We start from the raw sequence: 24,107 nt of genomic DNA on the forward strand, positions 1-24,107 counted from the left end.
AATGGCACCTCTTGTTGTTATTGGGGCGGCGACGTCTAGTCGTGGTACATCACGGAGCGCCCGCCATCGATCATCAGGCAGGTGGCGTTGATAAAAGGCGCCTCGTCAGTGGCCAGGAACAGCGCGCTCATGGCCACCTCGATGGGCTGGCCGATACGCTTGGGCGGGTGCAGGTCGAACGCGCGCTGGCGCTCGGCATGCGGGTCGGGGAAGCCGTTCCAGTAGTCGACGTTGAGCTGGGTCTCGATATAGCCCGGCGCGATGGCATTCACGCGGATGCCCTTGGGCGCATACTCGATACCGAGGGCGCGGGTCAGGCCGAGCAGGCCGTGCTTGGCGACGGGATAGGGAAAGCAGCCGGGAATGATGTGGCTGGAATGGGTGGAAGCGATGTTGATGATGTTGCCGATGCCCTGCTCGATCATGTGCGGCAACACTGCGCGGCAGCCGTACCACGCGCCGTCGAGGTCGATGGCAAAGCAACGGCGCCAGTCTTCGTCGGTCATTTCCAGAGGGTCGCGGAACACATTGACCCCGGCACAATTGACCAGCACATCCACGCGGCCAAAGCGCTCGATGGCCACATTGACCAACGCCTGCCACTGCTCCTTGGACGTGATGTCGACGGGCTGTGCATGGATTTCGGCGCCGCGTTCACGCCAATGGGCAGCGACAGCCTCGACCTTTGCGCCCTGGATATCCGCGATCACCAGGCGCGCCTGCTGGGCCTGGAAACAGGCAACGATCGCCTCGCCAATGCCTTGGGCGGCGCCAGTGACGATCACCACCTTGTTTTTCAGCCGATCGCCGTAAGTCGGCTCGGGTACGGCGGGGAGTGACAACGGTTGTGCCTGCATCGCTTCACCTGTTTTATTTTTGGTAGTGAGTGCTGATGCCGCCGACTATAAACCCGAAAGCCGAAATATCTCAATATATAAATTTGCATCCCACATAGTGAGCATAGATATAAAAAAACCGGCCTTGCTGGCCGGTTTACGAGGGGTATCAGCCCTGGGCGAAATCCCTCAGGGCATCACCTTCCATCCGATAGCGCACCCACTCCTCCTGCGGCTGGGCCCCGATGGACTTGTAGAAGGCAATCGCCGGCTCGTTCCAATCCAGCACGCTCCACTCAAAGCGCCCGCACCCGTTGTCGCAGGCGATCTTCGCCAGGTGGCGCAGCAGCTTCTTGCCCGCCCCGCCGCCGCGCTGCTCCGGGTTGATGTAGAGGTCTTCGAGGTACAGGCAATTGCTGCCCAACCAGGTGGAATAGCTGAAAAAGAACACCGCGAATCCGATTGGCAAGCCGTCCCGCGAGCAGATCAGGCCATGGGCAGTGGCGCCTTCGCTGAACAGGCTGCGCTCGATATCCACCACACTGGCAATCACTTCATGCCGGGCCTTTTCATACTCGGCAAGCTCGGTGATAAACGTCAGGATCTGTGCAGCATCGCTGGGCACGGCGGGGCGAATCTCAATGGTCATGGGCGAACCTTGGGCAAATTCAAAGGCCACATACTAAGACGGTTTCATGACCGATTGCAGTGCAATTTCAATCGCGACTACCCTGTTGGCCCACCGCCTGATGAGAAGCCCCATGCCCTTCGCGCCCCTGCCCGACCTCGCCGCCACCTTACTGCCCCATGCCCTCGGGCCTTCGGAAGATGGCGCCCACGATCTGTCGCACCTGCAGCGCGTATGGCACAACGCACGCTTGATCCAGGCGCAGGAAGGCGGTGATCTCGAGGTGTTGCTGGCGGCGGTATTGCTGCACGACTGCGTGGCCGTCGAGAAAAACTCACCGTTGCGCTCGAAAGCCTCGCAGTTGGCCGCCGACAAGGCGGCGCAGACGTTGCAGTTGCTCGGCTGGCCTGCCTCCAGAGTCGACGCCGTGACCCACGCCATCGCCACCCATAGTTTTTCCGCTGGCTTGGAGCCTCGGACCCTGGAGGCCAAGATCACGCAGGACGCCGATCGCCTCGACTCCCTGGGCATGATCGGCGTAGCCCGCACGTTCTACACCGCCGGGCGCATGGGCAGCGGTTTGTATGACCCGGCCGACCCCACGGCACGCCACCGCGAGTACGACGACAAACGTTTTTGCCTGGATCATTTCCAGACCAAATTATTGTCGTTGGCCGACGGATTTCAAACGCCGACCGGCCAGCGCCTGGCACAAGCCCGCCACCATCGGCTCAAGGGGTTCATGGAGACGTTTATCGAGGAGATCGGTGCACTGTAAACCGGCCTTACTCCGTCGCCAGCTAACGCAAGCACCACCAACCACAGAACAATCCGCCTGGGCGTGCGTGGTAAAAATCGGCCATAACTCCAACGACCCCAAGGCTTGCCCATGCACTCCACCTCACCGGTGGGCGGAAAATTGTTCGCCCTGTTTTGCCTTGCCAGCTTCCTATTGTCGCTGTCCTACGGTTCAACCTTTCTGCTGTCGTTGCTGATTCATTCGCGCGGTGGGAACGAGCATGACGCGGGCAGTGTGATTTCCACGGCGATGCTCAGCACGTTCGTGGCGGTGGTGCTCTCCGGGCACTTGGCCGATGCGTGGGGAGCGGCACGGGCCATCGCGGGGATGGGCGTGTTGCTGGTACTTGCCTGCCTGGGTTTTGCCCTGACGCCAGGGTTTGGCCAAGGCTTGATGCTGTTCGGGCTGGCCCTCGGATTGGGCTGGGGCGTCTTCTATACGCTGGGCCCGATCATCGTGACCTTGCTGGTAGAACCCAGCCAACGCGCCAAGTACTTTGCGCTGCTGTCGGGCAGCATGTTGAGTGGCATCGGCTCCGGCCCTTTGCTCGGACGCGCCACCGCGGCACTGGACCTGCCCCTGACGACCGCGTTCTATATTGCCGGGTTGGCCAGCCTCGCCGGGGTTCTTGTTTTCTGGCGATTGGGCGCCGCGCTCAAGCATCGGGAAAATGCCCCGGCTTCGCGGATTTCCCTGGCCGCCAGCCGCCGGGTGCTGTCTTCCAAGGCGGCGTTCGCGATCCTCATGGTCGGCCTGGGTGGCTGCGTGTTTGGCGGGCTCTCATCGTTCCAGACCAGCTATGCCGCCGCGCACGGGTTGGACTACTCGCTGTTCTTCGCGGGGTTCCTGAGTGCAGCGATCACCAGCCGCCTGTTGATCGCCGGCTTCGTGGTCAAGCTGGATGCCTATCGGGCTGCCTGTGTGTTATCCGGGATCATGCTCGGTTCGATCGCGCTGTTCGCCTTTGGCGTGAGCGGCAACCTCAGCTATCTGCTGGCGGCGGCCACGCTGGGAGTGGGGTACGGCCTGACGTATTCCGTCATCAACGGGCTGGTCGCCCACGAAGCGCCGCCCGGTACAACGTCTCAGGCATTACTGCTGTTCAGCCTGGCCTACTTTGTCGGCGTGTTTGGCTTTCCCTGGCTGGCGGGCAAGATCATCGTCGAATTCGGGCTGCCCACACTGATGCTGGGCGTACTGATCATCGCCGCGCTGAACTGGCTGATCACCGTTGCACGCTTGGTCGAGCGCCGTCTCTCGGCACATAAAATCTTACAGGTGAGCTGATACCGTTCGTCGCCACCGAGGCACGAACCCACAAACTGGGCGGACCAATCAAGGGTAAGGACATCAATCATATGGAGACACCCTCATGAAGAATTCCACGTTTGCCGCCCTCGCCCTCACCGGCCTGCTGTCCGCCGCTTCGCTGAGTGCATTGGCCGCCACCTCGTCCACCGGCAAGACCGATCCTGTGGGCAGCCCGCCCAGCCCTGCCACCCAGGAATCCCAGGACTCGATGGGCACCGGCCTCGACACCAACGGGGGTGCAATCATCGACAACGGCGCCGACCCGCGCACCAAAGGCAACGACACCCAGCGCCAGGCCCCGGCCGCCGTCGGTAACGGCAAAATGGGCCCATCGGTCAATCAGCCGACGATCAACAAAGGCGACGACTCCAACATCCCAGGCGCCCCGAAACAGCCTGCGCCTTGACGCATTGGTAGCAAGACCAACACCCGATCATTTCCCAGTGAAGAGGTATGCATGAACGTCGATAAAAACCTTGAACAAGAAGTCCTCACCCGCCTGCTGCACGCCCACCCGAACGGGTTGGGCAAGGAGGTGCTGGATAATTACCGCGGTGAAAAAGTGGTCGCCAGTGTCTTGGCGCTCCTGCAAGACCGCGGCTTTATCAAGGATGGGCATGTGACCACCGATGCTGCCGGTGACTATGCGTTGAACCTGCCGATCAAGCTGACCGCGTCGGGCGTGGAAGAAGCGCGAAAGCTGGAAAGCCAAACCCGGCAGTAATGGCTTTTATCTGGCCTGGCCCTGATCCAAGGGCCAAACTGTGGCGAGCGGGCTTGCCCCGCGTTGGGCTGCGCAGCAGCCCTAGCAAATCCACCGCGATCCTACCCGCGGGATCTCGGTCGATGGGTTTAGGGGCCGCTTCGCGCCCCAACGCGGGGCAAGCCCGCTCGCCACAACAAGCTCGTTCGCCACAACAAGCCCGCTCACTACAACAAGCTCGTTCGCCACAAAAATCCGGGCGTTCAAGGGAAAGACTAATTCTTAAAAATCAATAATTTACTTGATTATTGATCAGAGGGTGCTTGCCCATCTTTGAGTGCATGGTCATTCAGCGAGTAGCGCGTCAACCTCGGCAGTGCCTGGAGACGTCGCAGGTCCCCAGCGGGTAACCGCCAGTGCCGCCGCCGCGTTCGCGCGGCGTGCCGCCACGACGGGCGCCAGGCCCATGGCCAGACCGGCCATGAACACGCCCGCGTGCGCATCCCCAGCGCCATTGCTGTCCACCGCCCGCACCTTGAAGCCCGGCACGTGCTCAACCTCACCCGCGCGCCCGACCCAGCAGCCATTCGGCCCGTCACGCACGACCAGCAACGTTTCGGCGGGCAGGTGCTGACTGAACGCGGGCAACGCGGCGGTGATATCCGCCGCACCGGTAAACGCGAGCGCTTCGGGGCCATTGCTGGTCCAGATATCGATACGCGGCAACAATGCGCTCATCAAGGCCGAGCCCGGCGCCTTGACCAGAGGGCCCGGGTCGAACACCACCACGATTGCGCGTGGCAGTGCCAGCAGCCAGTCGATCAGCGGCTGTGCCTTGCCCTCAAGGAGCAGGCTGTAGCCACTGACATACACATAGTCGTCCGCCTGCGGCGTTACGGCGGCCAAGTCCTCGGCACTCAACTCGCCCTCAGCGCCGATATGGGAGATGAAGGTGCGTTCGGTGGTGGCTTCCGTGAGAGACACGCACAACCCGGTGTCTTTGCCACCGCTGGCGGCCAAGGCCATTTCAATACCTTCGGCCTGCATGGCGGCACGGGCCAGGTCGCCGAAGCGGCCGTTGCCATGACGCCCCAGGTACACCACCGGCAAGCCATTGCGTCGCGCCGCCGCCATCACATTGAACCCGCCGCCAGCCTCGAAGCTGGCCGAGTGCGCGAGCACGTCGCCACCGGTGGCCGGCAGTTTTTCCAGGGACATGACCAGGTCGACGATGACCTGGCCAGTGTGCAGCAATCTAGACATTGGGGCTCTCAACTAAAGCCGGACGACGGTCAGCCGCGCCGCCGAGTACCGCGTAAATGCCGCCGGCCACCAGGAAGGTGACGATCCAGCCCAGGCCGTTGTGGCCCAGCCAGGAGTCGGACAATGGCCCGGCGAACCAGATGTTTTGCGCAGTGGTACCGATCGTGGTGAAGCTGAAACCCAGCACGATCGCCACGGCCCAGGCGCCGAACGCTCGCCATTCCACGCCACCGCGATACCAGTAGGCGCTGCTTGGGCTCACGTCCAGCAAATCCTTGGGGCTGTAGTAGTGGCGATGGATCAGGTCGACCACAAAGATCCCGACCCAGGCGGTGATCGGCACCGCCAGCAACGAGATGAAGGTGATGAACGGGCCGTAGAAGCTGTCGGCGATCAGCATGAAGTAGATGGAGCCGGCGAAGATCGCCACGATGTCGACGATCACCGCATGCACGCGCTTGACCTTCAGACCGAGGGTCAAGGTGGTGAGGCCGGCCGAATACACCGACAGGTTATTCGACAGCAGCAACCCGCCAAACGCGGTGATCAGGTACGGCACGGCCATCCAGGTCGGCAGCATGTCGCGGATCGCGATGATCGGGTCGGTGGCCGAGGCCAGGTCATGGTTGCCCACCGACAGCAGGCCGCCGAGGGTGATCAGCAGCACCAGCGGAATGCCGGCACCAAACGCTGCGGACGCCACCAGGCGCACGGCCTTGACGCTGCGGTGCTGGTAGCGCGACATATCGGCACCGGCGTTGGCCCAGCCGATACCGGTACCGGCAGCCATGGTGCCGATGCCGATCATCATCGCGCTCATCGGTGCCGGGGTAGCGTTGAACACCGCGCTCCAGTCGATGGTGGCGCAGAGGAAACCGCCGACCAGGATGTTCAAGGCACCGAATACATAGGTGGCCCACTTCTGGATCACCAGCAAGGTAGCGTGGCCCAGGCCGGAAACCGACAGGGTCAGCAACACGAAAATGGCGATGAAGATCAGGGTCAGCAGTGGCGCACTTTTCGCCTCCACCGGGGAGCCGAACAGGATCGAACACAACGAGAGCAGCACGAAGGCGGCGGTGGTGGTGTTGACCGTTTCCCAGCCCAGGCGTGACATCAGCGAGACCAGGGTCGGGCCGATATTGCCGCGTACGCCGAAGATCGCGCGGGACAGGGTCAGGCTGGGCGCACGCCCACGGCGGCCAGCGATGGAAATAATGCCCACCACCGCGAAGGAACCGGCTGCGCCAAGGATCGCAACGATGATCGCCTGCCAGATAGCCAGCCCACGAAACGCCACCAGGGTCGCGCCCAGCGGCAAGCCGAGAATGCTGATATTGGCGGCGAACCACACCCAGAACAGTTGCAGCGGATGACCGTTGCACTCGCCTTCAGGGACCGGTTCGATGCCGCGTGTTTCCAATTGCCCAGCGCTTTGGCTGGAAGAGATGCTGCTCATGAGGGGTGCTCCTGGTGCCTGTATTGTTGTGGTTGTGGCAGATGCTTAAGGTCGATCGACTCTCGGTCTTCCTGACTCGATGAGCTCACAGTGGGAGCGCGCTTTCTGTCAAAGCATCGGGGCGGATACACCGCTGACGCGAGCAGGCCCGCTCCCACCTGTTTGTTTGCGGCGCTTACCGAATGGTCAGCAGCCCCTGCACCAGCGCCTGTAGATCCAGGCCATTGACCCGCTTGACCTGTTCGATCATCGCTTCAGGCCAGCACTGCATGCCCAGGCACGCCCCCAACATGGCCCCGAGCATCGCGGCGATGGTGTCGGTATCGCCCCCCAGGCTGGCGGCCAGGCACAGGGCTTCAAATGCGTTCATTTCGCCCGACGCCACTTGCTGCGCGAGGGCGAACGACACCACCACCGACTCCTGGGACGCGACGGAGGTGCCGATCAATTCATAGAGCAGGTCGGCGAACAGCGCCTTGTCGCCACTGCCGACGCTCAAGGTCCGCGCCCAACTGATGCGCGTGGAAATACGCCCGCCCGCAATCCAGTGTCCATGGCTTTCGGCTTGCTGGGCGAGCTGGGTGCCGATGTTCAACGCTTCGCCCAGGTCCACACCGTTGATGCCCGCCGATACCACGGAGGCCACCGCCGCCGCACTGGAGATGCCCAGGGTGGTGTTGTGGGTAACCTGGCACGCCTGGATCACCGCCTGGAGAAACTGCGCCGGGTCGCGCACATCGGCGGCGATGCCCACCGGCGTGATGCGCATCGCCGCGCCATTGGTGGTGCCGTAGCGTCCGGCTTCTTCCGGGGTGTGCCCGGCGAGGATCATGTCGATGGCGCGCTTGGTCGAAGGCCCGAGCAAATCCTGGGAGCCCTTGGCACGCATCACCGCTTCCCAGTCGATCAGGCGCTGGGCGAGCACAGTGGGGTCGATCTTGCCGTGGCCTTCCACCAGCAACTCGCCGACCAGAATCGCCTGTTCGGTGTCATCGGTGATGGAGCCAGCGGGCATGTTCGGCGCGATGGGCTGGTTGGCGTCAGCATCTTCCAGCGCAGTGATCGCACCGAAGCGCGCCTTGACCTGTTCACGGCTCAAGGATTGGGTGGGCATGCCCAAGGCATCGCCCAGGGCCAGGCCATAGAAAGCGCCAAGAGCGCGAAGCATCGGGGTCATTTCGACGTTCCAAACTGCAGGTGCAGGCGAAAGTGCAGAGGGTCGAGCAAGCTTTCGACGTGCTCCATGAAGCGCTCGCGACGGTCGTAGGTGGTACGCGAAGCCTTGAGAAATACCGTGCCTGCCGGGCGACCGAGCAATTCGGCGTCTTCCTCGCTCAGCGGCTCGGCACCGATCCACTGGTCGCCCTCGGCGCCGACATAACCGTAGGCGGCCAGGGTGATGGTCAGGGAGTTGTCGATCAGGCCCACACGGGGCAGGCTTTCCAGGCCACCGGTCGCCGGCATCAGCGAGCGTTCCAGGGACACGGCGGTGCCATCGGTGGTGCGCCGACGGCGGTCGAGGGCAATAAATTGATCGTTGCCGAAACGGCTGAGCAGGTCCGCGCGGGTCACGGCTTCGAAGCGCAGGATATCGGTGGTCACCAGCGCGCCCGTGTCGGCCAGGGCCTGGGCCCAACCGCTGCGCTGGTCAAGCACCATGCCGTCAAAGGTGACGATGGAACCCACGCCACTCTGGGTGGCGATGTAATTACGGCGCTTGAGCTCGGCCAGGGCCTCACGCAAGGTGCCACGACTGACCGCAAACTCTTCGGCCAACTGGTGCTCGCCCGGTAGCAGGAAACCGTCGGCCATCACCCCACCCTCGATACGGCGGATGAGCTCGTCGACGACGCGTTTTTTCTTATCAAATCGAACATGTCTAATCATGTACAAATTGATAACCGAAAGCGCCCGATCACAGCAAGCGAATTATTTCAAAGGAATGAAAAAACCGCCCTCAGGGCTCCCGCCCGATACGGAAAAACTCCCCGCCACTCCACACACCGAGCCAGTTCTGACCGTTGATCGGACGGCTCACGGCCAGCTCCACCAATTGGTAGAACACATTGCGGTGAATCAGCGCTTCGAGGTTGGTGCGCACACGCAGATAGGGGGACGGTTCTTGAGTGTCGGGGTCGATCACTACCCGCAGCGGGTGTTCGAGGCCAGCCTCGATTTGATCATCGACGTTGGTGGTAAAGCGCAACACCTGGCTTTCGCCCTGCCCTTCGACATCCAGGGTTACCGCGACAAAGGGCGCATCATCGACGCTGATGCCCACCTTTTCCACAGGGGTGACCAGGAAGTAATCGTCGCCATCGCGGCGAAGGATGTTGGAGAACAACTTGACCATCGGCTTACGCCCGATGGGCGTGCCCTGGTAGAACCAGGTGCCATCACGGGCGATACGCATGTCGATATGGCCGCAGAAGTCCGGGTTCCACAGATGCACCGGCGCCGGCCCCTTGCCCTTGGGCAGTTGGGCCAACAGGTCATTGGCCTTGGCGGAATCGGTCATGGTGTTATCCCTCTTTTACGTGCTGGCCTTACTGGTCCCCCATGCCCAGCAGGCCTCGGGCGTACTGCGCCAGGGGCCGGGCAATCAGATCTTCGGGCTTGTTGTCGTGGAACGTCAGTAAACCGCCACGATTGCGAATACGTGCAGTATCAATCAAATACTGGGTGCTGGTCTCGATCAACATGATCTGGATCACACCGCTGTCCAGGCCGAGGCGGTCGAGGGCCTGCTGGTCGGTCCACTCATCGGCGTTGCCGATACGGTCATCCGCCGCGGCAAAACGGCAATACAACAAGTAATGGGCGCCGGCCGCACGGGCTTCGGCCATGGCCTGCTCAAGCCCTTCGGGCTGACGGGCGCGGCGCACCATGGGGAAGTATTCGACGAAGCCGTTGAAGGCTTCCTCGGCTACCACGTTCGGACGCGGATAGGCACTGCCCGGTGGCACGAAAGCGCCTTGGGCGATAAACACAAAGGAGTCCGGCTGGATGCGAACCGAGGCGGTACGGCGAGTATCGCTATGGTCGAGCAACCCGGCATCGCTCATCTGATAGCGGGTGCCTTCGGCCATATCGCTGACGGTCATGCAACCACTCAACGTCAACGACGCCAGCAACAAAACCAGACTACGCATCCTAATCCTCCAGAAGCCGGTGACGGAAAACCGGCGAATGGGCTCAAGATGCAGGTTCTGCGCCAGCTTGAGGGCAGCTCAAATCAAATGTGGGTGATGTGTCATCTTCGGGATAGCGTTAGCCGCCGATGATCTTCATGACCGTCGCGCCGCCGGAGAACGCGACTTCCTGTTTATCGCCCAGCGCCTTGACCAACAGGCCCTGCAAGGCCGGCAGCGCCTGGTGACGCGGCTTGTCCAGCAGGTCGCCGACGTAGTGCCGGTTGCTCGACGACAGGCAGCCATGCAGCCAACCGGTCGACGACAGCCGCAGCCGCGAGCAGGTACGGCAGAACGGCACGCTTTCGTTGGCGATCACGCCAAAAAAGCCTTTACCCGGCACTTCGTAGCGAACGGCCGTGGCGTCTACCGGTGCGTTGGCTTGCAGGTATTCATGGTGTTCGCCGATCAGGCCAAGCAGTTGCTGCAAGCTGACGAATTGCTGCAGAAACGCATTGGAGTCCTTGGCCAGGTGGCCCATGCGCATCAACTCGATAAAGCGCAATTCATAGCCACGCTCCAGGCAATAGTCGAGCAGGGGCATCACCTGGTCGAGGTTCTGCCCGCGCAACGGCACCATATTGACCTTGATCTTGATCCCGGCCGCGCGGGCCTGGTCCATGCCATCGAGCACGGTGGCCAGGTCACCGCCACGGGCGATGCTGCGGAAGGCGTCGGCGTCCAGGGTGTCGAGGGAAACGTTGATACGCCGGATACCGGCGTCCACCAGCAGCGGCAGTTTGCGCGCAAGTAACTGGCCATTGGTGGTCAGGCTGATATCACTGAGGCCCATCCCGCCCACGGCGCCCATGAAGGCTTCGAGTTTGGGGCTGACCAGCGGCTCGCCGCCGGTGATACGCAGGCGCTCGATACCCGCCGCTTCAATCAGATAGGCCACGCCCCGGGCCATGGCCTCGGCCGAGAGTTCGTCCTGGGCAGCCACCAGCCGCTTGCCGTTTGGCACGCAGTAGGTACACGCGTAATTGCAGGCTGAGGTCAGGCTAATCCGCAAATTGCGAAAACGCCTGCCTTGACGATCAACGATCATGGATCACTCCGGCAGAGGATGATTCGGGGCGCGCTAAAAACTGACTGATAAATCAGCTTTTAGCAAGATCCTTGCCTGAGTATATTCCTGGGTTACTGCACCTGGCAGCAAATCATTACGTGGCAGGCGTTTCAGCGGGGGCGTGTGGCTGCTCGGTGCTGTGCTTGCGCTTGTTGCCCATGCGCACACCGATGTCCATCAGGAACTGGAAGAAACCTTCCTGATCTTCCAGCACATTGCTCCAGAACGGCGAGTGGTACAGCGCCACGGCGCCATGCACCAAGGCCCAGGCGGCACAGTAGTGGAAGTACGGCGGCACATCTTCAAGCTTGCCTTCACTGATGCGACCCTTGATCAGCAGGGTCAGGCGTTCGAAGTTCGAGGCGCGGATCTTGTGCAGTTCCTCGACCATTTCCGGCACCTGGTGGCCCTTGACCACTTTTTCTTCCAGGCGGTCGAACAGGCGATAGCGCTGCGGGTCACGCATGCGGAATTCGAAATAGGCCCGGGACAGGGCCTCCTTGTCCTTGTCGACATCGGCCGAGTGCAGCAACTCGTTCAAGTCGCGCTCGTAGTCGAGCATCAGGCGCAGGTAGATTTCGGCCTTGGATTTGAAATGCTTGTAGATCGTGCCTTTGCCGATACCCACGGCATCCGCAATCATCTCGACGGTGACGCTGTCTTCACCTTGTTCGAGGAACAACTTGAGTGCAGTGTCGAGAATTTCCTGCTCACGGCGGCGAAACTCACGGACCTTACGGGGTTCTTTGTGCATGAGGAAGAGGTCTGCAGAGGTCGGTATTAGGGAGGGTTGCGCAGGGCCACGGATACGTGGCGATACGATTTACCCGATGCGAGGGATTATCCCGACTGAACGGTCGTTGGGCAACGTCTATGTGAACCCGTTGCGCACTTTACTTTCAGTCCGCCAACGATTTCATGCTTATCAGTCAGAAATAATACGCAACAACTACAGCTGGGCACCGGCTCAATGAGAACTCAAGCGAAGCGCACGTATTCCAAATCTGTTTAAGAAACGACCAGCCGCGACTGGACTGAATCGGATACTGATCAATACTTCAACTGTCGGCGCGACATCTCCCCCAAGTGAAGCGTCGACCTGGGTACCAACGGACCGCGTGCCCTTGTTTTACTCCTAATGGTCTTAGCCCGGATTCGCCCCCCCAGAACCCGGGTTTTTTTTGCCTGCGATTTGTCCGGCCCCGTTACCCGGCCACATGGGCCTGCGGGAACAGGCGCTTGAAGTTCGCAGTGGTCTGTTCGGCAAAGCGCTCATATGACTCACCGCGCAGCATCGCCAGGTAATCCGCCACATCCCGCACATACTCCGGCAGGTTTGGCTTGCCGCGATGGGGTATGGGCGCCAGGTACGGCGAGTCGGTTTCCACCAGCAGACGGTCGACCGGTACTTGGCGCGCCACATCCCGCAAGGCATCGGCATTGCGGAAAGTCACGATGCCCGACAGGGAGATATAGAACCCCAGGTCCAGGGCGGCCTTGGCCATGTCCCAGTCTTCGGTGAAACAATGCAGCACGCCTGCCTGGGGGAGCGCGGCTTCGCGCAGCAGGGCCAGGGTATCGGCGCGAGCACCGCGGGTGTGGACAATCACTGGTTTGCCGGTCTGCCGGGCGGCTTGCAGGTGCAGGCGAAACGATGCCTGCTGCAACTCGGCGGCTTCGGGTTCGTAGTGGTAATCCAGGCCGGTCTCGCCAATGGCGACCACGCGCGGGTGGTTCAGCTCCCCCAACAGCCAGTCGAGGGCCGGGGCCTCACCGGGCTTGAGGTCCAACGGGTGGACACCCACCGAGCAATCCACATCGGCATAGCGATCGGCGAGGGCTTTGACGTCAGCGGCGTTGTCGGCACTGACGCCGATGCACAGGAAGTGCCCTACCCCGCGCTGGCGGGCGGCTTCGAGGGCGGCATCAAGGGAACCGCCATGCTGGGCAAGGTCAAGGCGATCAAGGTGGCAATGGGAATCTACGAGCATAGGAAATTACGACTTAAGTCACGGAAAGGGCCTGGCCAACGATACACCCGTCGGCCACGGAAATTAACGGCGGCCGAGCAAGCCGACCCACTGCACCAGCAGCGCTTCGAGCAACAGCACGCGGTTGAGGTTGGCCTTGCCGAGCACCTTCTGGCGCTGGGCAAGGATCCAGTCCTGGATATTGAGCACCTTGTCCTGGGCACTTTTCTGCGCCAGGTACTGCACCACCTTGCGCATGTCCGGCAGGCCCAGGCCCTGTTCATCCTGGGTCAACTGGTAGCGCAGGATCAGGCTCGACCAGTCGCAGAACCAGTCGAACAGCAGCAGCAAGGGGATGTCTTTCCAGGCGGCTTCGGCCAACTGAGTAGCGGACAGCTCCTGCTTGAGCAGTTTTTTCACGCCATCCACCACCAGCGCCCGTTGCTCGCGCACGCCCTGGGCGTGCAGCTTCACCGCTGCCAGGGGTGAACCGGCGGCCAGGGTCAGTAACTCGACCCGTTCGTCTTCGGCGCACTCCGGCAGCGCCTGTGCCAGCCACTGCAAGCTCATGGCCTCGCTCGGCAACGGGCACGCCTGCTGCACGCACCGGCTGCGAATGGTCGGCAACAAGCGGCTGGACTGGTGACTGACCAACAACAGCACCGTATCGCCGGAAGGTTCTTCCAGGCTTTTGAGCAAAGCGTTGGCGGCATTGATGTTCATTGCTTCCACCGGCTCGATCAACACCACCTTGCGCCCGCCCATCTGTGCGGTTTGCACCACGAAACCGACAAGGTCGCGGACCTGGTCGACCTTGATCGCCTTGTCGGCTTCCTCGGGCTCCAGCAGATAGTTGTCCGGGTGGCTACCGGCCTTGAGCAACAGGCAGGATTTGCACTCGCCGCAGGCTTCCAGGTTGACCGGACGCTGGCACAACAGGCTGGCCATCAGGCGTTCGGCGAGGGCGCGCTTGCCGATCCCCGCCGGCCCGTGCAGCAAATAGGCGTGGGCGTGCTGGGCACGGCCGGCCAACTGCTGCCAGAGGCTATCCTGCCAGGGGTAGGCTTCAGCCACGGGCGCGCTCCAACAGTGTCGGCAACAAAGCGTCAATGGCCTGTTGCACCCGGGCCAGCGGCTGCGCGGCGTCCAGCAGGTAATAACGCGCCGGTTCAGCCTTGGCGCGCGCAAGGAATGCGCTGCGCACCGCCTCGAAAAACGCCTGGCCTTCCAGCTCGAAGCGATCGAGGCGACCACGGGCACTGGCACGCGCCAGGCCGACTTCTACCGGGAGGTCGAACACCAGGGTCAGGTCAGGGCGCAAATCGCCCTGCACAAAGGTTTCCAGGGTGGCAATGCGCTCCAGCGACAAGCCCCGGCCACCGCCCTGGTAGGCATAGGTGGAATCGGTGAAGCGATCACAAATCACCACCGCACCACGGGCCAGGGCCGGGCGAATCACCTCGGCCAGGTGCTGGGCACGTGCGGCAAACACCAGCAACAGCTCGGTGTCCGGGTTCATCTGTTCGTCACCTGGGGTCAGCAGCACCTCGCGGATACGCTCGGCCAGCGGCGTGCCGCCCGGTTCACGGGTCAACACCACTTCGATACCCTCGGCGCGCAAGCACTCGGCCAGGTAATCGCGGTTGGTGCTTTTGCCGGCGCCTTCCGGGCCTTCCAGGGTAATAAACAAGCCAGTCACAGGCAGTCCTTAGTCAGAGTCATTGCGGGCTTTGCGGCGCGACGGTGTCCGGTGCAGGCTCCGCCGGCGCTTGAGCTGGAGTATCGGCGGGGGGCGTCGGGTCTTCCGGCGGTTTTACCACCGGCGCCGGGCTGGAGCGATAATCGGCGCGACGCTTGAGCTGGAACTCACGCACGGCGGCATTATGCGCATCCAGGTTATCGGAGAAAATATGGCTGCCATCGCCACGGGCGACGAAATACAGGCTGCTGCCCGGCACCGGGTTCAGCGCAGCATGAATCGCCTCGCGGCCGACCATGGCGATCGGCGTCGGCGGCAGACCGGCCACCATGTAGGTGTTGTAGGGGTTGGCTTCCTTGAGGTGGGCGCGGGTCAACTTGCCGTTGTAGCGCTCCCCCAGGCCGTAGATCACCGTCGGATCGGTCTGCAGGAGCATGCCGATCTTCATGCGGCGCACGAACACCCCGGCGATCTGCCCACGTTCTTCCGGCACACCGGTCTCTTTCTCCACCAGGGAGGCCATGATCAGCGCTTGGTAAGGGTCGGTGTATGGCACATCAGCGGCGCGCTTGCTCCATTCCTGGGCGAGTACATCGTCCAGGCGGTTGTAGGCTTTTTTCAGGAATTCAACATCGGTCATGCCGCGTACGAAACGGTAGGTATCAGGAAAGAACCGACCTTCAGGGAACACGCCGGGATGGCCAAGCTTGTCCATCACCTCGCTGTCACTCAGGCCCGAGAGGGTCTGTACGATTTTTTCATGCTTGGCCAGGGCCGAACGAACCTGGCGAAAATTCCAGCCCTCCACCAGGGTCAGGCTGTATTGCACCACTTCGCCACGTTGCCACAGGCCAATCAGGCCCTGGGCGGTCATCCCAGGCGTCATGCGGTATTCGCCGCTGTGCAGCGGCTGTCCATCGAGGTTGAAACGCCAGTACAGGCGCAGCCAGAAGGCACCTTCGAGCACACCCTCGGCCTCCAGGCGATTGAAGGTACCCGTGGGGGTGGCCCCTGCCGGCACATCAAGCAACTGCTCCTGCGTCAGGTTCAGCGGCTGCTTCAGGGAGGAATCGAGTTTCCAGGCGGAAAACCCCAACAGCAACGCCGCCGAGAACACACCGATCAGCAGCAGTACAACCAGTTTTCGTATCAACTCAAATATCCAATAGTGCGCGAACAATGCCCTGCAGTTTACGGGTGAGCGGGCCAACCGACCAGCTCATCGCAGCGCAGTCGCGCACCGGCCAAATGCCATAAACGCTGTTGCACACGAAGACTTCATCAGCCTGTTGCAACTGCTCAAGGCTGATATCAGCCACGGCCACCGGGATGCCCAGCGCTTGTGCCTGGGCCAGGACCTCGGCGCGCATGACACCGGCAACCCCGCAACGCGCCAGATCGGCGGTTAGTAACAAGCCGTTGCAAACCAGGAACAAGTTGCTGAACACGCCCTCGATGACGCGTCCGGACCTATCCAGCATCAAGCCCTCGGCATGCTCGGCGTCTTGCCATTCGGCGCGGGCAAGCACTTGCTCCAGGCGGTTGAGGTGCTTGAGACCCGCCAATAGCGGTTGTTCGGACAAGCGGGTGGCACACGGAAACAGGCGGATACCGTCGGTTCCATAGGCCGGGGGATAAGTGGCGGGCGGACTGCCCAGCAAGATCCGACGCACGGGAGCGCCGGGGTTGATGCCATAACCGCGCAGGCTGTCGCCGCGGGTGAGCATCAACTTGAGAACACCGTCGCCGAGGGCGGCGGCATAAGCCAGCACTTCGCTGCGGATCAGCGCCGGATCCGCAACCAGTGCCAACCGCCTGCAGCCCTCGTCAAGGCGGTGCAGGTGGCGGTCGAGCAGCACGGGCTGCCCGGCCTTGACGGCAATCGTCTCAAACAAGCCGTCGCCATAAGCCAGGCCACGATCCTTCAGGGGCACGCTGTCCGCTGGCTGACCGTCGACCCAGCTGTGCATCACTCGGCGAACCGGCGGAACACCAGGGAACCGTTGGTGCCACCGAAACCGAACGAGTTGGAGATCACCACGTCGATCGGCATCGGCTGTGCTTCGTGAGGCACGAAGTTCAGGTCGCAACCTTCGTCCGGCTCATCGAGGTTGATGGTCGGCGGAGCGACCTGATCCTTGATGGCCATCACACTGAAGATCGCCTCGACCGCGCCCGCCGCACCCAACAGATGGCCGGTCATGGACTTGGTAGAGCTGACCGCCAGCTTGTAGGCATGGTCGCCGAACACCGACCTGATGGCTTCGGCTTCCGCCAGGTCGCCAGTCGGGGTCGAGGTGCCGTGGGCGTTGATGTACTGCACCTGGTCCGGGTTGACCTTAGCATCGCGCAGGGCGTTGGTAATGCAACGCGCAGCGCCAGCACCATCGGCCGGTGGCGAGGTCATGTGGTAGGCGTCGCCGCTCATGCCGAAACCGATCAGCTCGGCGTAGATGGTGGCACCCCGCGCCTTGGCGTGTTCCAGCTCTTCGAGCACCAGGGCACCGGCACCGTCGGACAGTACGAAACCGTCACGGCCCTTGTCCCATGGACGGCTGGCACGGGTCGGTTCGTCATTGCGCGTCGACAGCGCACGGGATGCGCCGAAGCCGCCCATGCCCAGGCCACAGGCGGCCATTTCGGCGCCACCGGCGATCATCACATCCGCCTCGTCATAGGCGATATTGCGCGCCGCCATGCCGATGCAGTGAGTGCCCGTGGTGCACGCCGTGGCAATGGCGTAGTTAGGTCCCTGGGCACCCAAGTGGATGGACAGGAAACCGGAAATCATATTGATGATCGAGCCCGGAACGAAGAACGGTGAAATTCGACGGGGGCCGGAATCATGCAGCGTGCGACTGGTTTCTTCGATATTGGTCAGACCGCCAATACCCGATCCCATGGCGACGCCGATACGCTCACGGTTGGCGTCGGTCACTTCCAGGCCGGCGTTACGCACTGCCTGAAAACCGGCTGCCAGGCCGTATTGAATGAACAGGTCGAGTTTGCGGGACTCTTTGACCGAGAGATATTCCTCGACATTGAAACCCTTTACCGAGCCGCCAAAACGGGTGGAATAGGCAGAAAGGTCCGTGTGTTCGATCAGACCAATACCACTGCGGCCAGCCAGAATGCCCTGCCAACTGCTCGGCACATCCGTACCCAGTGGCGACAACATACCCATACCGGTGACTACGACGCGTCTACGCGACACAGCACTCTCCTTTTTCTTGATGACGACACTTTGCTTCAGAGCCACTTTTCATCAGAGCTAAAGAAAAAACCGCACGCCGTTACAGCAGTGCGGTTTTTCCCTGACAGCAAGCGACGACTACAAACTATTACGCCTGGTGGCTAGTAACGTAGTCGATAGCAGCTTGAACAGTAGTGATTTTTTCAGCTTCTTCGTCCGGGATTTCGGTCTCGAATTCCTCTTCCAGAGCCATCACCAGCTCAACGGTGTCAAGGGAATCGGCACCCAGGTCTTCTACGAAGGAAGCAGTGTTGATCACTTCTTCTTCTTTGACGCCCAGTTGCTCGGCAACGATTTTCTTGACGCGCTCTTCGATGGTGCTCATACCTTGTTTAACTCCTAATGGACAAATTCAGGCAGCTGGCCAGTGGGTAAGTGTATAGAAAGCCATTTCAGCTTTTCAACTGAAAGCTTCACCCTGTACCCCGTAGGCCACCTGCCTATAAATTAAGTTGCAGCTTTATAACGGATTTTAGACAGCTCGTATGACATTTTTTTGAAGCGATCCGTCACAATTTAACTCATGTACATCCCGCCGTTCACCGGGATTGTAGCCCCAGTCACGTATGCCGCACCGTCGGATGCCAGGAAAGTGACCACATTCGCGATCTCTTGAGCCTGGCCCAGACGGCCCAGCGGAATCTGCGTCAGCAAGGCTTCACGCTGTGCTTCCGGCAGTTCGCGGGTCATATCGGTATCGATGAACCCTGGGGCCACCGAGTTGACCGTAATCGACCGCGAGCCGACTTCACGCGCCAATGCACGGCTGAAACCTTCCAGACCGGCCTTGGCGGCTGCGTAGTTTACTTGGCCTGCGTTGCCCATGGCACCCACTACAGAGCCAATATTGATAATTCGGCCCCAGCGCGCCTTGGTCATGCCGCGCAAAACGCCCTTGGACAGGCGAAACAGACTGTTCAAGTTGGTGTCGACCACGTCGTACCACTCGTCGTCTTTCATGCGCATCATCAGGTTATCGCGGGTGATACCGGCGTTATTCACCAGAATTGCCGGCGCACCGAACTGTGCGGTGATCTCGGCCAGTACCGCAGCCACGGACTCATCGCTGGTCACATTCAGCTCAAGGCCAGTGCCTTGGACACCGTTTTCCTTCAAGGTCGCGGCGATACGCTCGGCGCCCGAAGCGGAAGTGGCGGTGCCAATGACAACGGCGCCCTGACGGCCCAGTTCCAGGGCGATGGCCTGGCCAATGCCACGGCTGGCGCCGGTAACCAGTGCAACTTTACCTTGCAGACTCATGCAGGCTTCTCCTAAGTTCGGGGATCAGGGGTCAGGCCAGTGCCGCGAGAGCGGCAGCGAAGGCATCCGGGGTATTGAGATTGGCGGTCGACACACCGTCGGCGCAACGCTTGTTCAGGCCCGCCAGGACCTTGCCCGGGCCGCATTCAACCAGCTCGGTGGCGCCATTGGCGGCCAGGGTCTGTACCGACTCAACCCAGCGTACCGGCTTGTAGAGCTGCTCCAACAGGTCGCGCTTGAGGGTCTCGAGATCAGGCGCAACCGCCGCGCTGACGTTCTGCACCAGCGGAATCTGCGGCGCCTGCCAGTTGACGGCGGCGATGGACTCGGCAAACCGCTCGGCTGCCGGACGCATCAACTCGCAATGGGACGGCACGCTCACCGGCAACGGCAGCGCACGCTTGGCGCCACGGGCCTTGCAGCCTTCGATGGCACGCTCGACCGCCGCCTTGGCACCGGCGATCACCACCTGGCCAGGGGAGTTGAAGTTCACTGCGCTGACCACTTCGCCCTGAGCGGCTTCGGCGCAGGCCTCGATCACGACCGCATCGTCCAGGCCGAGGATAGCGGCCATGCCGCCCTGCCCGGCCGGAACGGCTTCCTGCATCAGTTGGCCACGACGCTCGACCAGCTTGACCGCCTCGCCCAGGGTCAGGCTGCCCGCCGCCACCAGGGCGCTGTATTCGCCCAGGCTGTGACCGGCCACGAATGCCGGGCGTGCGCCGCCTTCAGCCAGCCACAGGCGCCACAGAGCAATCGAAGCGGTCAGGATCGCCGGTTGGGTTTTATCGGTTTGATTGAGTTGTTCTTCCGGCCCCTGCTGGGTCAACGCCCACAGGTCGTAACCCAGGGCATCGGAAGCTTCCTTGAAGGTTTCCAGGATCAGCGGATATTGCGCGCCCAGCTCGGCCAACATGCCGAGGGACTGCGAACCCTGCCCTGGAAAGACGAATGCGAGGGATGTAGACATGTAACAAGCCCCTAAATGATCAGGTCGTCGGAAATGGTCGCTCCCGATCTTAAAATGAATGGTGGGAGCGCACGAAACTGACAGATTGGATGGTCAATTGAACTGGTCGGTCACATTTAAGCATTCCCGAGCCGATTCGCCTAAGGCAACAGATCCTCTAGACGGCCGTGCAAACGTTGAGGCAGGTTTTCCTGGATCTCGATAAGCGCACGCGCAATAGCGCTTTGGAAGCCCTGCACGCCCGCCGAGCCGTGGCTTTTGACCACAATGCCCTGCAAGCCAAGAAAACTTGCGCCGTTATGCCGCGCTGGCGCCAGGTCTGCCTGCAGGCGGCGCATCAACGGCAGCGCCAGGGCGCCCACCATGCGTGACGCCAGGCTCTGCTTGAACAACGCTTCGATGCGCATCGCGATCATGGTGGCCAGGCCTTCGCTGGACTTGAGCAGGATATTGCCGACAAAACCGTCGCACACCACCACATCCGCTTCGCCACGGTACAAACCGTCGCCTTCGACAAAGCCGATGTAGTTCAAGCCCCGCGCGCCCTGCAACAGGGTAGCGGCGAGCTTCACCTGCAGGTTGCCCTTGATGTCCTCGGTACCGATGTTCAGCAAGGCCACTCGCGGCCGGACCACACCCAGCGCTTCGGCGGCCACCGAGCCCATCACGGCGAACTGAAACAGGTGCTCGGCACTGCAATCGACATTCGCGCCCAGGTCCAGCAGTTGGCAATAGCCTTTCTGCGTCGGAATCGCCGCCACCATCGCCGGCCGGTCAATCCCCGGCAGGGTCTTGAGCACATGCCGCGACAATGCCATCAATGCACCGGTATTGCCGGCGCTGACGCAGGCTTGCACCTTGCCGTCGTGCAACAACTCAAGGGCTACCCGCATCGAAGAATCGGGCTTGCCACGCAGGGCCGCCGCCGGCTTGTCATCCATGCTGATGGTTTCGCTGGCTGGCGTAATCGTCAGGCGCGCGCGATCCACCGCCGGATGGCTGGCAATCAGTTCTTCAAGGAGGGAGGGTTGACCGACAAGGGTCAGGTGCAGCGAGGGTGTGGCAGCCAGGCTGGCAATGCAGGCCTGAACAATGCTGCGGGGACCGAAGTCCCCGCCCATTGCGTCAATCGCGATGACTTGAGCAGACAAGTGATTACTCGTCAGCGCCCTTGTCGATCACTTTACGGCCACGGTATACGCCTTCTGGCGATACGTGGTGACGCAGGTGAACTTCACCGGTGGTCTTTTCTACGGACAGGGTGCTAGCCTCGAGAGCGTCGTGCGAACGACGCATGTCACGGGCAGAGCGGGATTTTTTGTTCTGCTGAACAGCCATAATTGATTAACTCCTAAACGTTTGGGTCACGCTTTAACTGCGCCAATACACTGAACGGGTTGGACCGCGTTACCTCGTCCTCGCTCGGTTCGGGCTCGTCATCGAGGCCCGCCGGCTGCTGGCATTCTTCCGGATGATGAGCAGGCACAATGGGCAAGGCGAGCAGAAGCTCCTCCTCGATCAGTGCATGCAGATCCAAAGGATCTTCGCCCAGTTCCAGCACGTCATAACCTTTCGGCAACGACTGGGTATTCGCACCCTCCTTCACCACAGCATAACTGCACTCGCTGTGGATCGGCAGGGTGACCAGCTCAAGACAACGCTGGCAAACCATTTTGACCTCGGTGTCGATAAAGCTGTGGATTACCACAGATTTACGTTCATCTCGTTCAAAAACGAATTTGGCCTGCACCGTACCGACAGTGTCGGAAAGCGGGTCGCAGAGTCTCTCCAAATCGGCCAGCAGCAACTCACCTTGAAGGGAAGTGCCACGATCAGCCAATTTGCGCGGGTCAACGTGAGGTGGAATCGGGTCATTCAACATAGGCGCAGCATTATAGGGATGCCCCCAGCCATGTCAAAGGAAATTCAGCCCTGTGCGTCGGCCGGTCGCCCCGCTAGAATCGGCGGCTGCCTTGAGGAGACGTCCATGCTGCCTTTATTACTCGCTTCCAGCTCGGTTTATCGCCGGGAATTGCTGAGCCGCCTGCACCTGCCGTTCACCTGCAGCTCGCCGGATATCGACGAAAGCCACGCTGCAAATGAGCCGGCCACGGATCTGGTCAAACGCCTGGCCGAACAGAAAGCCCGTGCCCTCGCCGCCAGCCATCCTGGACATTTGATCATCGGCTCCGACCAGGTCGCCGCGCTGGAAGGCCGCATCATCGGCAAGCCTCACACGTTCGAAAACGCGCGCGAGCAATTATTGGCTGCCAGTGGCAAACGTGTCAGCTTCCTCACCGGCCTGGCCCTGCTTAACAGCGAGACGGGGCACTGCCAGGTGGACTGCATACCCTTTACCGTGCACATGCGCGAGCTGGATGCAGCGCGCATCGAGCGCTACCTGCGGATCGAGCAGCCGTATGACTGCGCGGGCAGCTTCAAGGCTGAAGGGCTGGGCGTGAGCCTGTTCCAGAGCACCGAAGGGCCGGACGCGACCAGTCTTGTCGGCTTACCCCTGATTCGGCTGGTGGATATGCTACTCAGCGAAGGCGTGCAAATCCCTTAAGAACGCTGCAAGACCCAATGCGGGATGGGCGACGCGACGATTCGACTTGCTCCCGACAGCGGTAATTCAGTCAGCTTATCTGTAGCTGACCCACCGCTATCGGGGGCAAGCTCCCTCCCACTTCTATCGAAATCTCAGCGCAGGGTTGGGCCCTGGAAGCCCATGTACAGCGCCAGCTTCTCAGCCACGCTGGCACCGAGCTTCTTGGAGAAACGATCAAACGGCGATTCTTCAACGGTGAAATCCACCAGGTCCTTCTCGCCAATCACATCCCGCGCCACCGAACTGGCACTGCCCAAGCCATCGATCAGACCCAGTGGCAATGCTTGCTCGCCCGACCACACCAGACCGGAGAACAACTCCGGATGCTCTTTATCCTTCAGACGATCCCCACGCCCCTGCTTGACGCTGGCGATGAACTGGCGATGAGTGGTGTCGAGCACGCCTTGCCAGAACTGGGTTTCATCCGCCTTTTGCGGCTGGAACGGGTCAAGGAACGCCTTATGCTCGCCCGAGGTGTAGGTCCGACGCTCCACCCCCAGCTTCTCCATGGTGCCGACAAAGCCATAACCGGCCGCCGTCACACCAATGGAGCCGACCAGGCTGGCCTTGTCGGCATAAATCTGGTCAGCGGCGCTTGCAATGTAATAGGCACCCGAAGCGCCGAGATCGGAAATGACCGCATACAGCTTGATCTCCGGATGCAGCCCGCGCAGGCGACGAATCTCGTCATACACATAGCCCGACTGTACCGGGCTGCCACCGGGGCTGTTGATGCGCAGGATCACGCCCTTGACCTTGGGGTCTTCAAAGGCCGCGCGCAGGCTGCTGACAATATTGTCGGCGCTGGCGGACTCCTTGTCGGCGATCACCCCACGCACCTCGATCAGGGCCGTGTAGTGGCTGCCACGGGTGGCGCTTTTTTCCATGTCCATCAGCGGACTGAACAGCGCCAGCATGCCCAGCAGGTAAACAAAGGTCAGCAGCTTGAAGAAAATCCCCCAACGCCGCGAACGACGCTGCTCCTGCACGCTGGCCAGGAGAGTCTTCTCCAACAGCTTCCAGCTTTTGTCATCGGCCTTGTCGTCACTGGCCTTTTCCGGTGCTTTCCACTCATCACTCATGCCAAC

28 protein-coding genes are annotated in these 24,107 nt (G+C 61.4%); 5 read left to right on the forward strand and 23 right to left on the reverse strand.

Features of this window, described 5'->3' with window-relative positions; translation table 11 throughout:
* Positions 1 to 35: 35 nt before the first annotated feature.
* Both ACODSV_RS18760 and ACODSV_RS18765 read right to left on the reverse strand, forming a co-directional pair.
* The gene (locus tag ACODSV_RS18760) at positions 36 to 857 is read right to left on the reverse strand and encodes an SDR family oxidoreductase (RefSeq protein WP_069076840.1); all 822 of its coding nucleotides are present in this window, start codon (positions 855 to 857) and stop codon (positions 36 to 38) included.
* 148 nt (positions 858 to 1,005) lie between these two features.
* Positions 1,006 to 1,485, reverse strand: coding sequence for a GNAT family N-acetyltransferase (locus tag ACODSV_RS18765; RefSeq protein ID WP_041161286.1), 480 nt, complete (start codon positions 1,483 to 1,485; stop codon positions 1,006 to 1,008).
* Between the two features lie 112 nt (positions 1,486 to 1,597).
* On the opposite strand from ACODSV_RS18765, the gene ACODSV_RS18770 reads away from it, so the two are divergent.
* The 4 genes from ACODSV_RS18770 to ACODSV_RS18785 all read left to right on the forward strand — a co-directional run bounded on the left by ACODSV_RS18770 (position 1,598) and on the right by ACODSV_RS18785 (position 4,298).
* Complete coding sequence (locus tag ACODSV_RS18770) at positions 1,598 to 2,242, forward strand: HD domain-containing protein (RefSeq protein WP_069076841.1); 645 nt, start codon at positions 1,598 to 1,600, stop codon at positions 2,240 to 2,242.
* Between the two features lie 111 nt (positions 2,243 to 2,353).
* Positions 2,354 to 3,550: an MFS transporter gene (locus ACODSV_RS18775; RefSeq protein ID WP_150055791.1), complete on the forward strand. Its 1,197-nt coding sequence runs from the start codon at positions 2,354 to 2,356 to the stop codon at positions 3,548 to 3,550.
* A gap of 85 nt (positions 3,551 to 3,635) precedes the next feature.
* Positions 3,636 to 3,980: a hypothetical protein gene (locus ACODSV_RS18780; protein ID WP_024076946.1), complete on the forward strand. Its 345-nt coding sequence runs from the start codon at positions 3,636 to 3,638 to the stop codon at positions 3,978 to 3,980.
* Positions 3,981 to 4,031: 51 nt separating this feature from the next.
* Positions 4,032 to 4,298, forward strand: coding sequence for a hypothetical protein (locus ACODSV_RS18785; protein WP_024076947.1), 267 nt, complete (start codon positions 4,032 to 4,034; stop codon positions 4,296 to 4,298).
* A 324-nt stretch (positions 4,299 to 4,622) separates the two neighbouring features.
* Here the strand turns inward: ACODSV_RS18785 and ACODSV_RS18790 are convergent, their stop codons facing one another.
* The 20 genes from ACODSV_RS18790 to ACODSV_RS18885 form a co-directional block, all read right to left on the reverse strand.
* On the reverse strand, positions 4,623 to 5,540 hold the full coding sequence (locus tag ACODSV_RS18790; protein WP_150095376.1) for a PfkB family carbohydrate kinase: 918 nt from the start codon (positions 5,538 to 5,540) through the stop codon (positions 4,623 to 4,625).
* Positions 5,533 to 6,999, reverse strand: a complete 1,467-nt coding sequence (locus tag ACODSV_RS18795) for a purine-cytosine permease family protein (RefSeq protein WP_024076949.1) — start codon at positions 6,997 to 6,999, stop codon at positions 5,533 to 5,535. Before ACODSV_RS18795 ends, ACODSV_RS18790 begins: the two co-directional genes overlap by 8 nt.
* A 175-nt stretch (positions 7,000 to 7,174) precedes the next feature.
* On the reverse strand, positions 7,175 to 8,176 hold the full coding sequence (locus ACODSV_RS18800) for an ADP-ribosylglycohydrolase family protein (protein WP_150055891.1): 1,002 nt from the start codon (positions 8,174 to 8,176) through the stop codon (positions 7,175 to 7,177).
* A complete protein-coding gene (locus tag ACODSV_RS18805) occupies positions 8,173 to 8,886 on the reverse strand; it encodes a GntR family transcriptional regulator (protein WP_024076951.1) in 714 nt (237 codons plus the stop codon). The genes ACODSV_RS18800 and ACODSV_RS18805 overlap by 4 nt, the downstream gene beginning before the upstream one ends.
* 70 nt (positions 8,887 to 8,956) lie before the next feature.
* Positions 8,957 to 9,517 carry a DUF1285 domain-containing protein gene (locus ACODSV_RS18810; protein ID WP_024076952.1) on the reverse strand — a complete coding sequence of 187 codons (561 nt, stop codon included), beginning with the start codon at positions 9,515 to 9,517 and terminating at the stop codon, positions 8,957 to 8,959.
* Between the two features lie 28 nt (positions 9,518 to 9,545).
* A complete protein-coding gene (locus ACODSV_RS18815) occupies positions 9,546 to 10,151 on the reverse strand; it encodes a DUF4823 domain-containing protein (RefSeq protein WP_024076953.1) in 606 nt (201 codons plus the stop codon).
* Positions 10,152 to 10,269: 118 nt separating this feature from the next.
* Positions 10,270 to 11,238, reverse strand: a complete 969-nt coding sequence (locus ACODSV_RS18820) for a GTP 3',8-cyclase MoaA (RefSeq protein WP_024076954.1) — start codon at positions 11,236 to 11,238, stop codon at positions 10,270 to 10,272.
* Positions 11,239 to 11,353: 115 nt separating this feature from the next.
* Positions 11,354 to 12,013, reverse strand: a complete 660-nt coding sequence (locus ACODSV_RS18825) for a TetR/AcrR family transcriptional regulator (protein WP_024076955.1) — start codon at positions 12,011 to 12,013, stop codon at positions 11,354 to 11,356.
* A gap of 451 nt (positions 12,014 to 12,464) precedes the next feature.
* Positions 12,465 to 13,250, reverse strand: coding sequence for a TatD family hydrolase (locus ACODSV_RS18830; protein WP_069076845.1), 786 nt, complete (start codon positions 13,248 to 13,250; stop codon positions 12,465 to 12,467).
* 63 nt (positions 13,251 to 13,313) lie between these two features.
* Complete coding sequence (locus ACODSV_RS18835) at positions 13,314 to 14,303, reverse strand: DNA polymerase III subunit delta' (RefSeq protein WP_024076957.1); 990 nt, start codon at positions 14,301 to 14,303, stop codon at positions 13,314 to 13,316.
* Positions 14,296 to 14,928, reverse strand: a complete 633-nt coding sequence (tmk, locus tag ACODSV_RS18840; RefSeq protein WP_024076958.1) for a dTMP kinase — start codon at positions 14,926 to 14,928, stop codon at positions 14,296 to 14,298. The genes ACODSV_RS18835 and tmk overlap by 8 nt, the downstream gene beginning before the upstream one ends.
* Before the next feature lie 19 nt (positions 14,929 to 14,947).
* Positions 14,948 to 16,081, reverse strand: coding sequence for an endolytic transglycosylase MltG (mltG, locus tag ACODSV_RS18845; RefSeq protein ID WP_024076959.1), 1,134 nt, complete (start codon positions 16,079 to 16,081; stop codon positions 14,948 to 14,950).
* A gap of 1 nt (position 16,082) precedes the next feature.
* A complete protein-coding gene (pabC, locus tag ACODSV_RS18850) occupies positions 16,083 to 16,898 on the reverse strand; it encodes an aminodeoxychorismate lyase (protein ID WP_102624085.1) in 816 nt (271 codons plus the stop codon).
* Positions 16,898 to 18,142 carry a beta-ketoacyl-ACP synthase II gene (fabF, locus tag ACODSV_RS18855; protein ID WP_024076961.1) on the reverse strand — a complete coding sequence of 415 codons (1,245 nt, stop codon included), beginning with the start codon at positions 18,140 to 18,142 and terminating at the stop codon, positions 16,898 to 16,900. The genes pabC and fabF overlap by 1 nt, the downstream gene beginning before the upstream one ends.
* Positions 18,143 to 18,269: 127 nt before the next feature.
* Positions 18,270 to 18,506 carry an acyl carrier protein gene (gene acpP / locus ACODSV_RS18860; protein ID WP_024076962.1) on the reverse strand — a complete coding sequence of 79 codons (237 nt, stop codon included), beginning with the start codon at positions 18,504 to 18,506 and terminating at the stop codon, positions 18,270 to 18,272.
* Positions 18,507 to 18,697: 191 nt separating this feature from the next.
* Positions 18,698 to 19,441 (reverse strand): 3-oxoacyl-ACP reductase FabG, encoded by a 744-nt coding sequence (fabG, locus tag ACODSV_RS18865; RefSeq protein WP_015885432.1) that lies wholly within the window; start codon positions 19,439 to 19,441, stop codon positions 18,698 to 18,700.
* A 31-nt stretch (positions 19,442 to 19,472) separates the two neighbouring features.
* The gene (gene fabD / locus ACODSV_RS18870; protein ID WP_150055894.1) at positions 19,473 to 20,411 is read right to left on the reverse strand and encodes an ACP S-malonyltransferase; all 939 of its coding nucleotides are present in this window, start codon (positions 20,409 to 20,411) and stop codon (positions 19,473 to 19,475) included.
* A gap of 140 nt (positions 20,412 to 20,551) precedes the next feature.
* On the reverse strand, positions 20,552 to 21,562 hold the full coding sequence (gene plsX, locus ACODSV_RS18875) for a phosphate acyltransferase PlsX (protein ID WP_150055895.1): 1,011 nt from the start codon (positions 21,560 to 21,562) through the stop codon (positions 20,552 to 20,554).
* Positions 21,563 to 21,566: 4 nt separating this feature from the next.
* The gene (gene rpmF / locus ACODSV_RS18880; RefSeq protein ID WP_003179396.1) at positions 21,567 to 21,749 is read right to left on the reverse strand and encodes a 50S ribosomal protein L32; all 183 of its coding nucleotides are present in this window, start codon (positions 21,747 to 21,749) and stop codon (positions 21,567 to 21,569) included.
* 13 nt (positions 21,750 to 21,762) lie between these two features.
* Complete coding sequence (locus tag ACODSV_RS18885) at positions 21,763 to 22,293, reverse strand: YceD family protein (protein ID WP_010566563.1); 531 nt, start codon at positions 22,291 to 22,293, stop codon at positions 21,763 to 21,765.
* 105 nt (positions 22,294 to 22,398) lie between these two features.
* Here ACODSV_RS18885 and ACODSV_RS18890 point away from each other — a divergent pair, with 105 nt between their 5' ends.
* Positions 22,399 to 22,977, forward strand: a complete 579-nt coding sequence (locus tag ACODSV_RS18890) for a Maf family protein (RefSeq protein ID WP_150055896.1) — start codon at positions 22,399 to 22,401, stop codon at positions 22,975 to 22,977.
* Between the two features lie 134 nt (positions 22,978 to 23,111).
* Here ACODSV_RS18890 and ACODSV_RS18895 read toward each other — a convergent pair whose 3' ends face one another.
* Positions 23,112 to 24,101, reverse strand: a complete 990-nt coding sequence (locus ACODSV_RS18895; RefSeq protein ID WP_150053784.1) for a S49 family peptidase — start codon at positions 24,099 to 24,101, stop codon at positions 23,112 to 23,114.
* Positions 24,102 to 24,107 lie beyond the last annotated feature (6 nt).

This window comes from Pseudomonas sp. FG86 (assembly GCF_057808775.1).

Excerpts from the sequence above, each read along its gene's own strand:
- ACODSV_RS18760 (WP_069076840.1), bottom strand. The coding sequence starts at position 857 with ATGCAGGCACAACCGTTGTCACTCCCCGCCGTACCCGAGCCGACTTAC.
- ACODSV_RS18765 (WP_041161286.1), bottom strand. The coding sequence starts at position 1,485 with ATGACCATTGAGATTCGCCCCGCCGTGCCCAGCGATGCTGCACAGATC.
- ACODSV_RS18770 (WP_069076841.1), top strand. The coding sequence starts at position 1,598 with ATGCCCTTCGCGCCCCTGCCCGACCTCGCCGCCACCTTACTGCCCCAT.
- ACODSV_RS18775 (WP_150055791.1), top strand. The coding sequence starts at position 2,354 with ATGCACTCCACCTCACCGGTGGGCGGAAAATTGTTCGCCCTGTTTTGC.
- ACODSV_RS18780 (WP_024076946.1), top strand. The coding sequence starts at position 3,636 with ATGAAGAATTCCACGTTTGCCGCCCTCGCCCTCACCGGCCTGCTGTCC.
- ACODSV_RS18785 (WP_024076947.1), top strand. The coding sequence starts at position 4,032 with ATGAACGTCGATAAAAACCTTGAACAAGAAGTCCTCACCCGCCTGCTG.
- ACODSV_RS18790 (WP_150095376.1), bottom strand. The coding sequence starts at position 5,540 with ATGTCTAGATTGCTGCACACTGGCCAGGTCATCGTCGACCTGGTCATG.
- ACODSV_RS18795 (WP_024076949.1), bottom strand. The coding sequence starts at position 6,999 with ATGAGCAGCATCTCTTCCAGCCAAAGCGCTGGGCAATTGGAAACACGC.
- ACODSV_RS18800 (WP_150055891.1), bottom strand. The coding sequence starts at position 8,176 with ATGACCCCGATGCTTCGCGCTCTTGGCGCTTTCTATGGCCTGGCCCTG.
- ACODSV_RS18805 (WP_024076951.1), bottom strand. The coding sequence starts at position 8,886 with ATGATTAGACATGTTCGATTTGATAAGAAAAAACGCGTCGTCGACGAG.
- ACODSV_RS18810 (WP_024076952.1), bottom strand. The coding sequence starts at position 9,517 with ATGACCGATTCCGCCAAGGCCAATGACCTGTTGGCCCAACTGCCCAAG.
- ACODSV_RS18815 (WP_024076953.1), bottom strand. The coding sequence starts at position 10,151 with ATGCGTAGTCTGGTTTTGTTGCTGGCGTCGTTGACGTTGAGTGGTTGC.
- ACODSV_RS18820 (WP_024076954.1), bottom strand. The coding sequence starts at position 11,238 with ATGATCGTTGATCGTCAAGGCAGGCGTTTTCGCAATTTGCGGATTAGC.
- ACODSV_RS18825 (WP_024076955.1), bottom strand. The coding sequence starts at position 12,013 with ATGCACAAAGAACCCCGTAAGGTCCGTGAGTTTCGCCGCCGTGAGCAG.
- ACODSV_RS18830 (WP_069076845.1), bottom strand. The coding sequence starts at position 13,250 with ATGCTCGTAGATTCCCATTGCCACCTTGATCGCCTTGACCTTGCCCAG.
- pabC (WP_102624085.1), bottom strand. The coding sequence starts at position 16,898 with ATGCACAGCTGGGTCGACGGTCAGCCAGCGGACAGCGTGCCCCTGAAG.
- acpP (WP_024076962.1), bottom strand. The coding sequence starts at position 18,506 with ATGAGCACCATCGAAGAGCGCGTCAAGAAAATCGTTGCCGAGCAACTG.
- fabG (WP_015885432.1), bottom strand. The coding sequence starts at position 19,441 with ATGAGTCTGCAAGGTAAAGTTGCACTGGTTACCGGCGCCAGCCGTGGC.
- fabD (WP_150055894.1), bottom strand. The coding sequence starts at position 20,411 with ATGTCTACATCCCTCGCATTCGTCTTTCCAGGGCAGGGTTCGCAGTCC.
- rpmF (WP_003179396.1), bottom strand. The coding sequence starts at position 21,749 with ATGGCTGTTCAGCAGAACAAAAAATCCCGCTCTGCCCGTGACATGCGT.
- ACODSV_RS18885 (WP_010566563.1), bottom strand. The coding sequence starts at position 22,293 with ATGTTGAATGACCCGATTCCACCTCACGTTGACCCGCGCAAATTGGCT.
- ACODSV_RS18890 (WP_150055896.1), top strand. The coding sequence starts at position 22,399 with ATGCTGCCTTTATTACTCGCTTCCAGCTCGGTTTATCGCCGGGAATTG.
- ACODSV_RS18895 (WP_150053784.1), bottom strand. The coding sequence starts at position 24,101 with ATGAGTGATGAGTGGAAAGCACCGGAAAAGGCCAGTGACGACAAGGCC.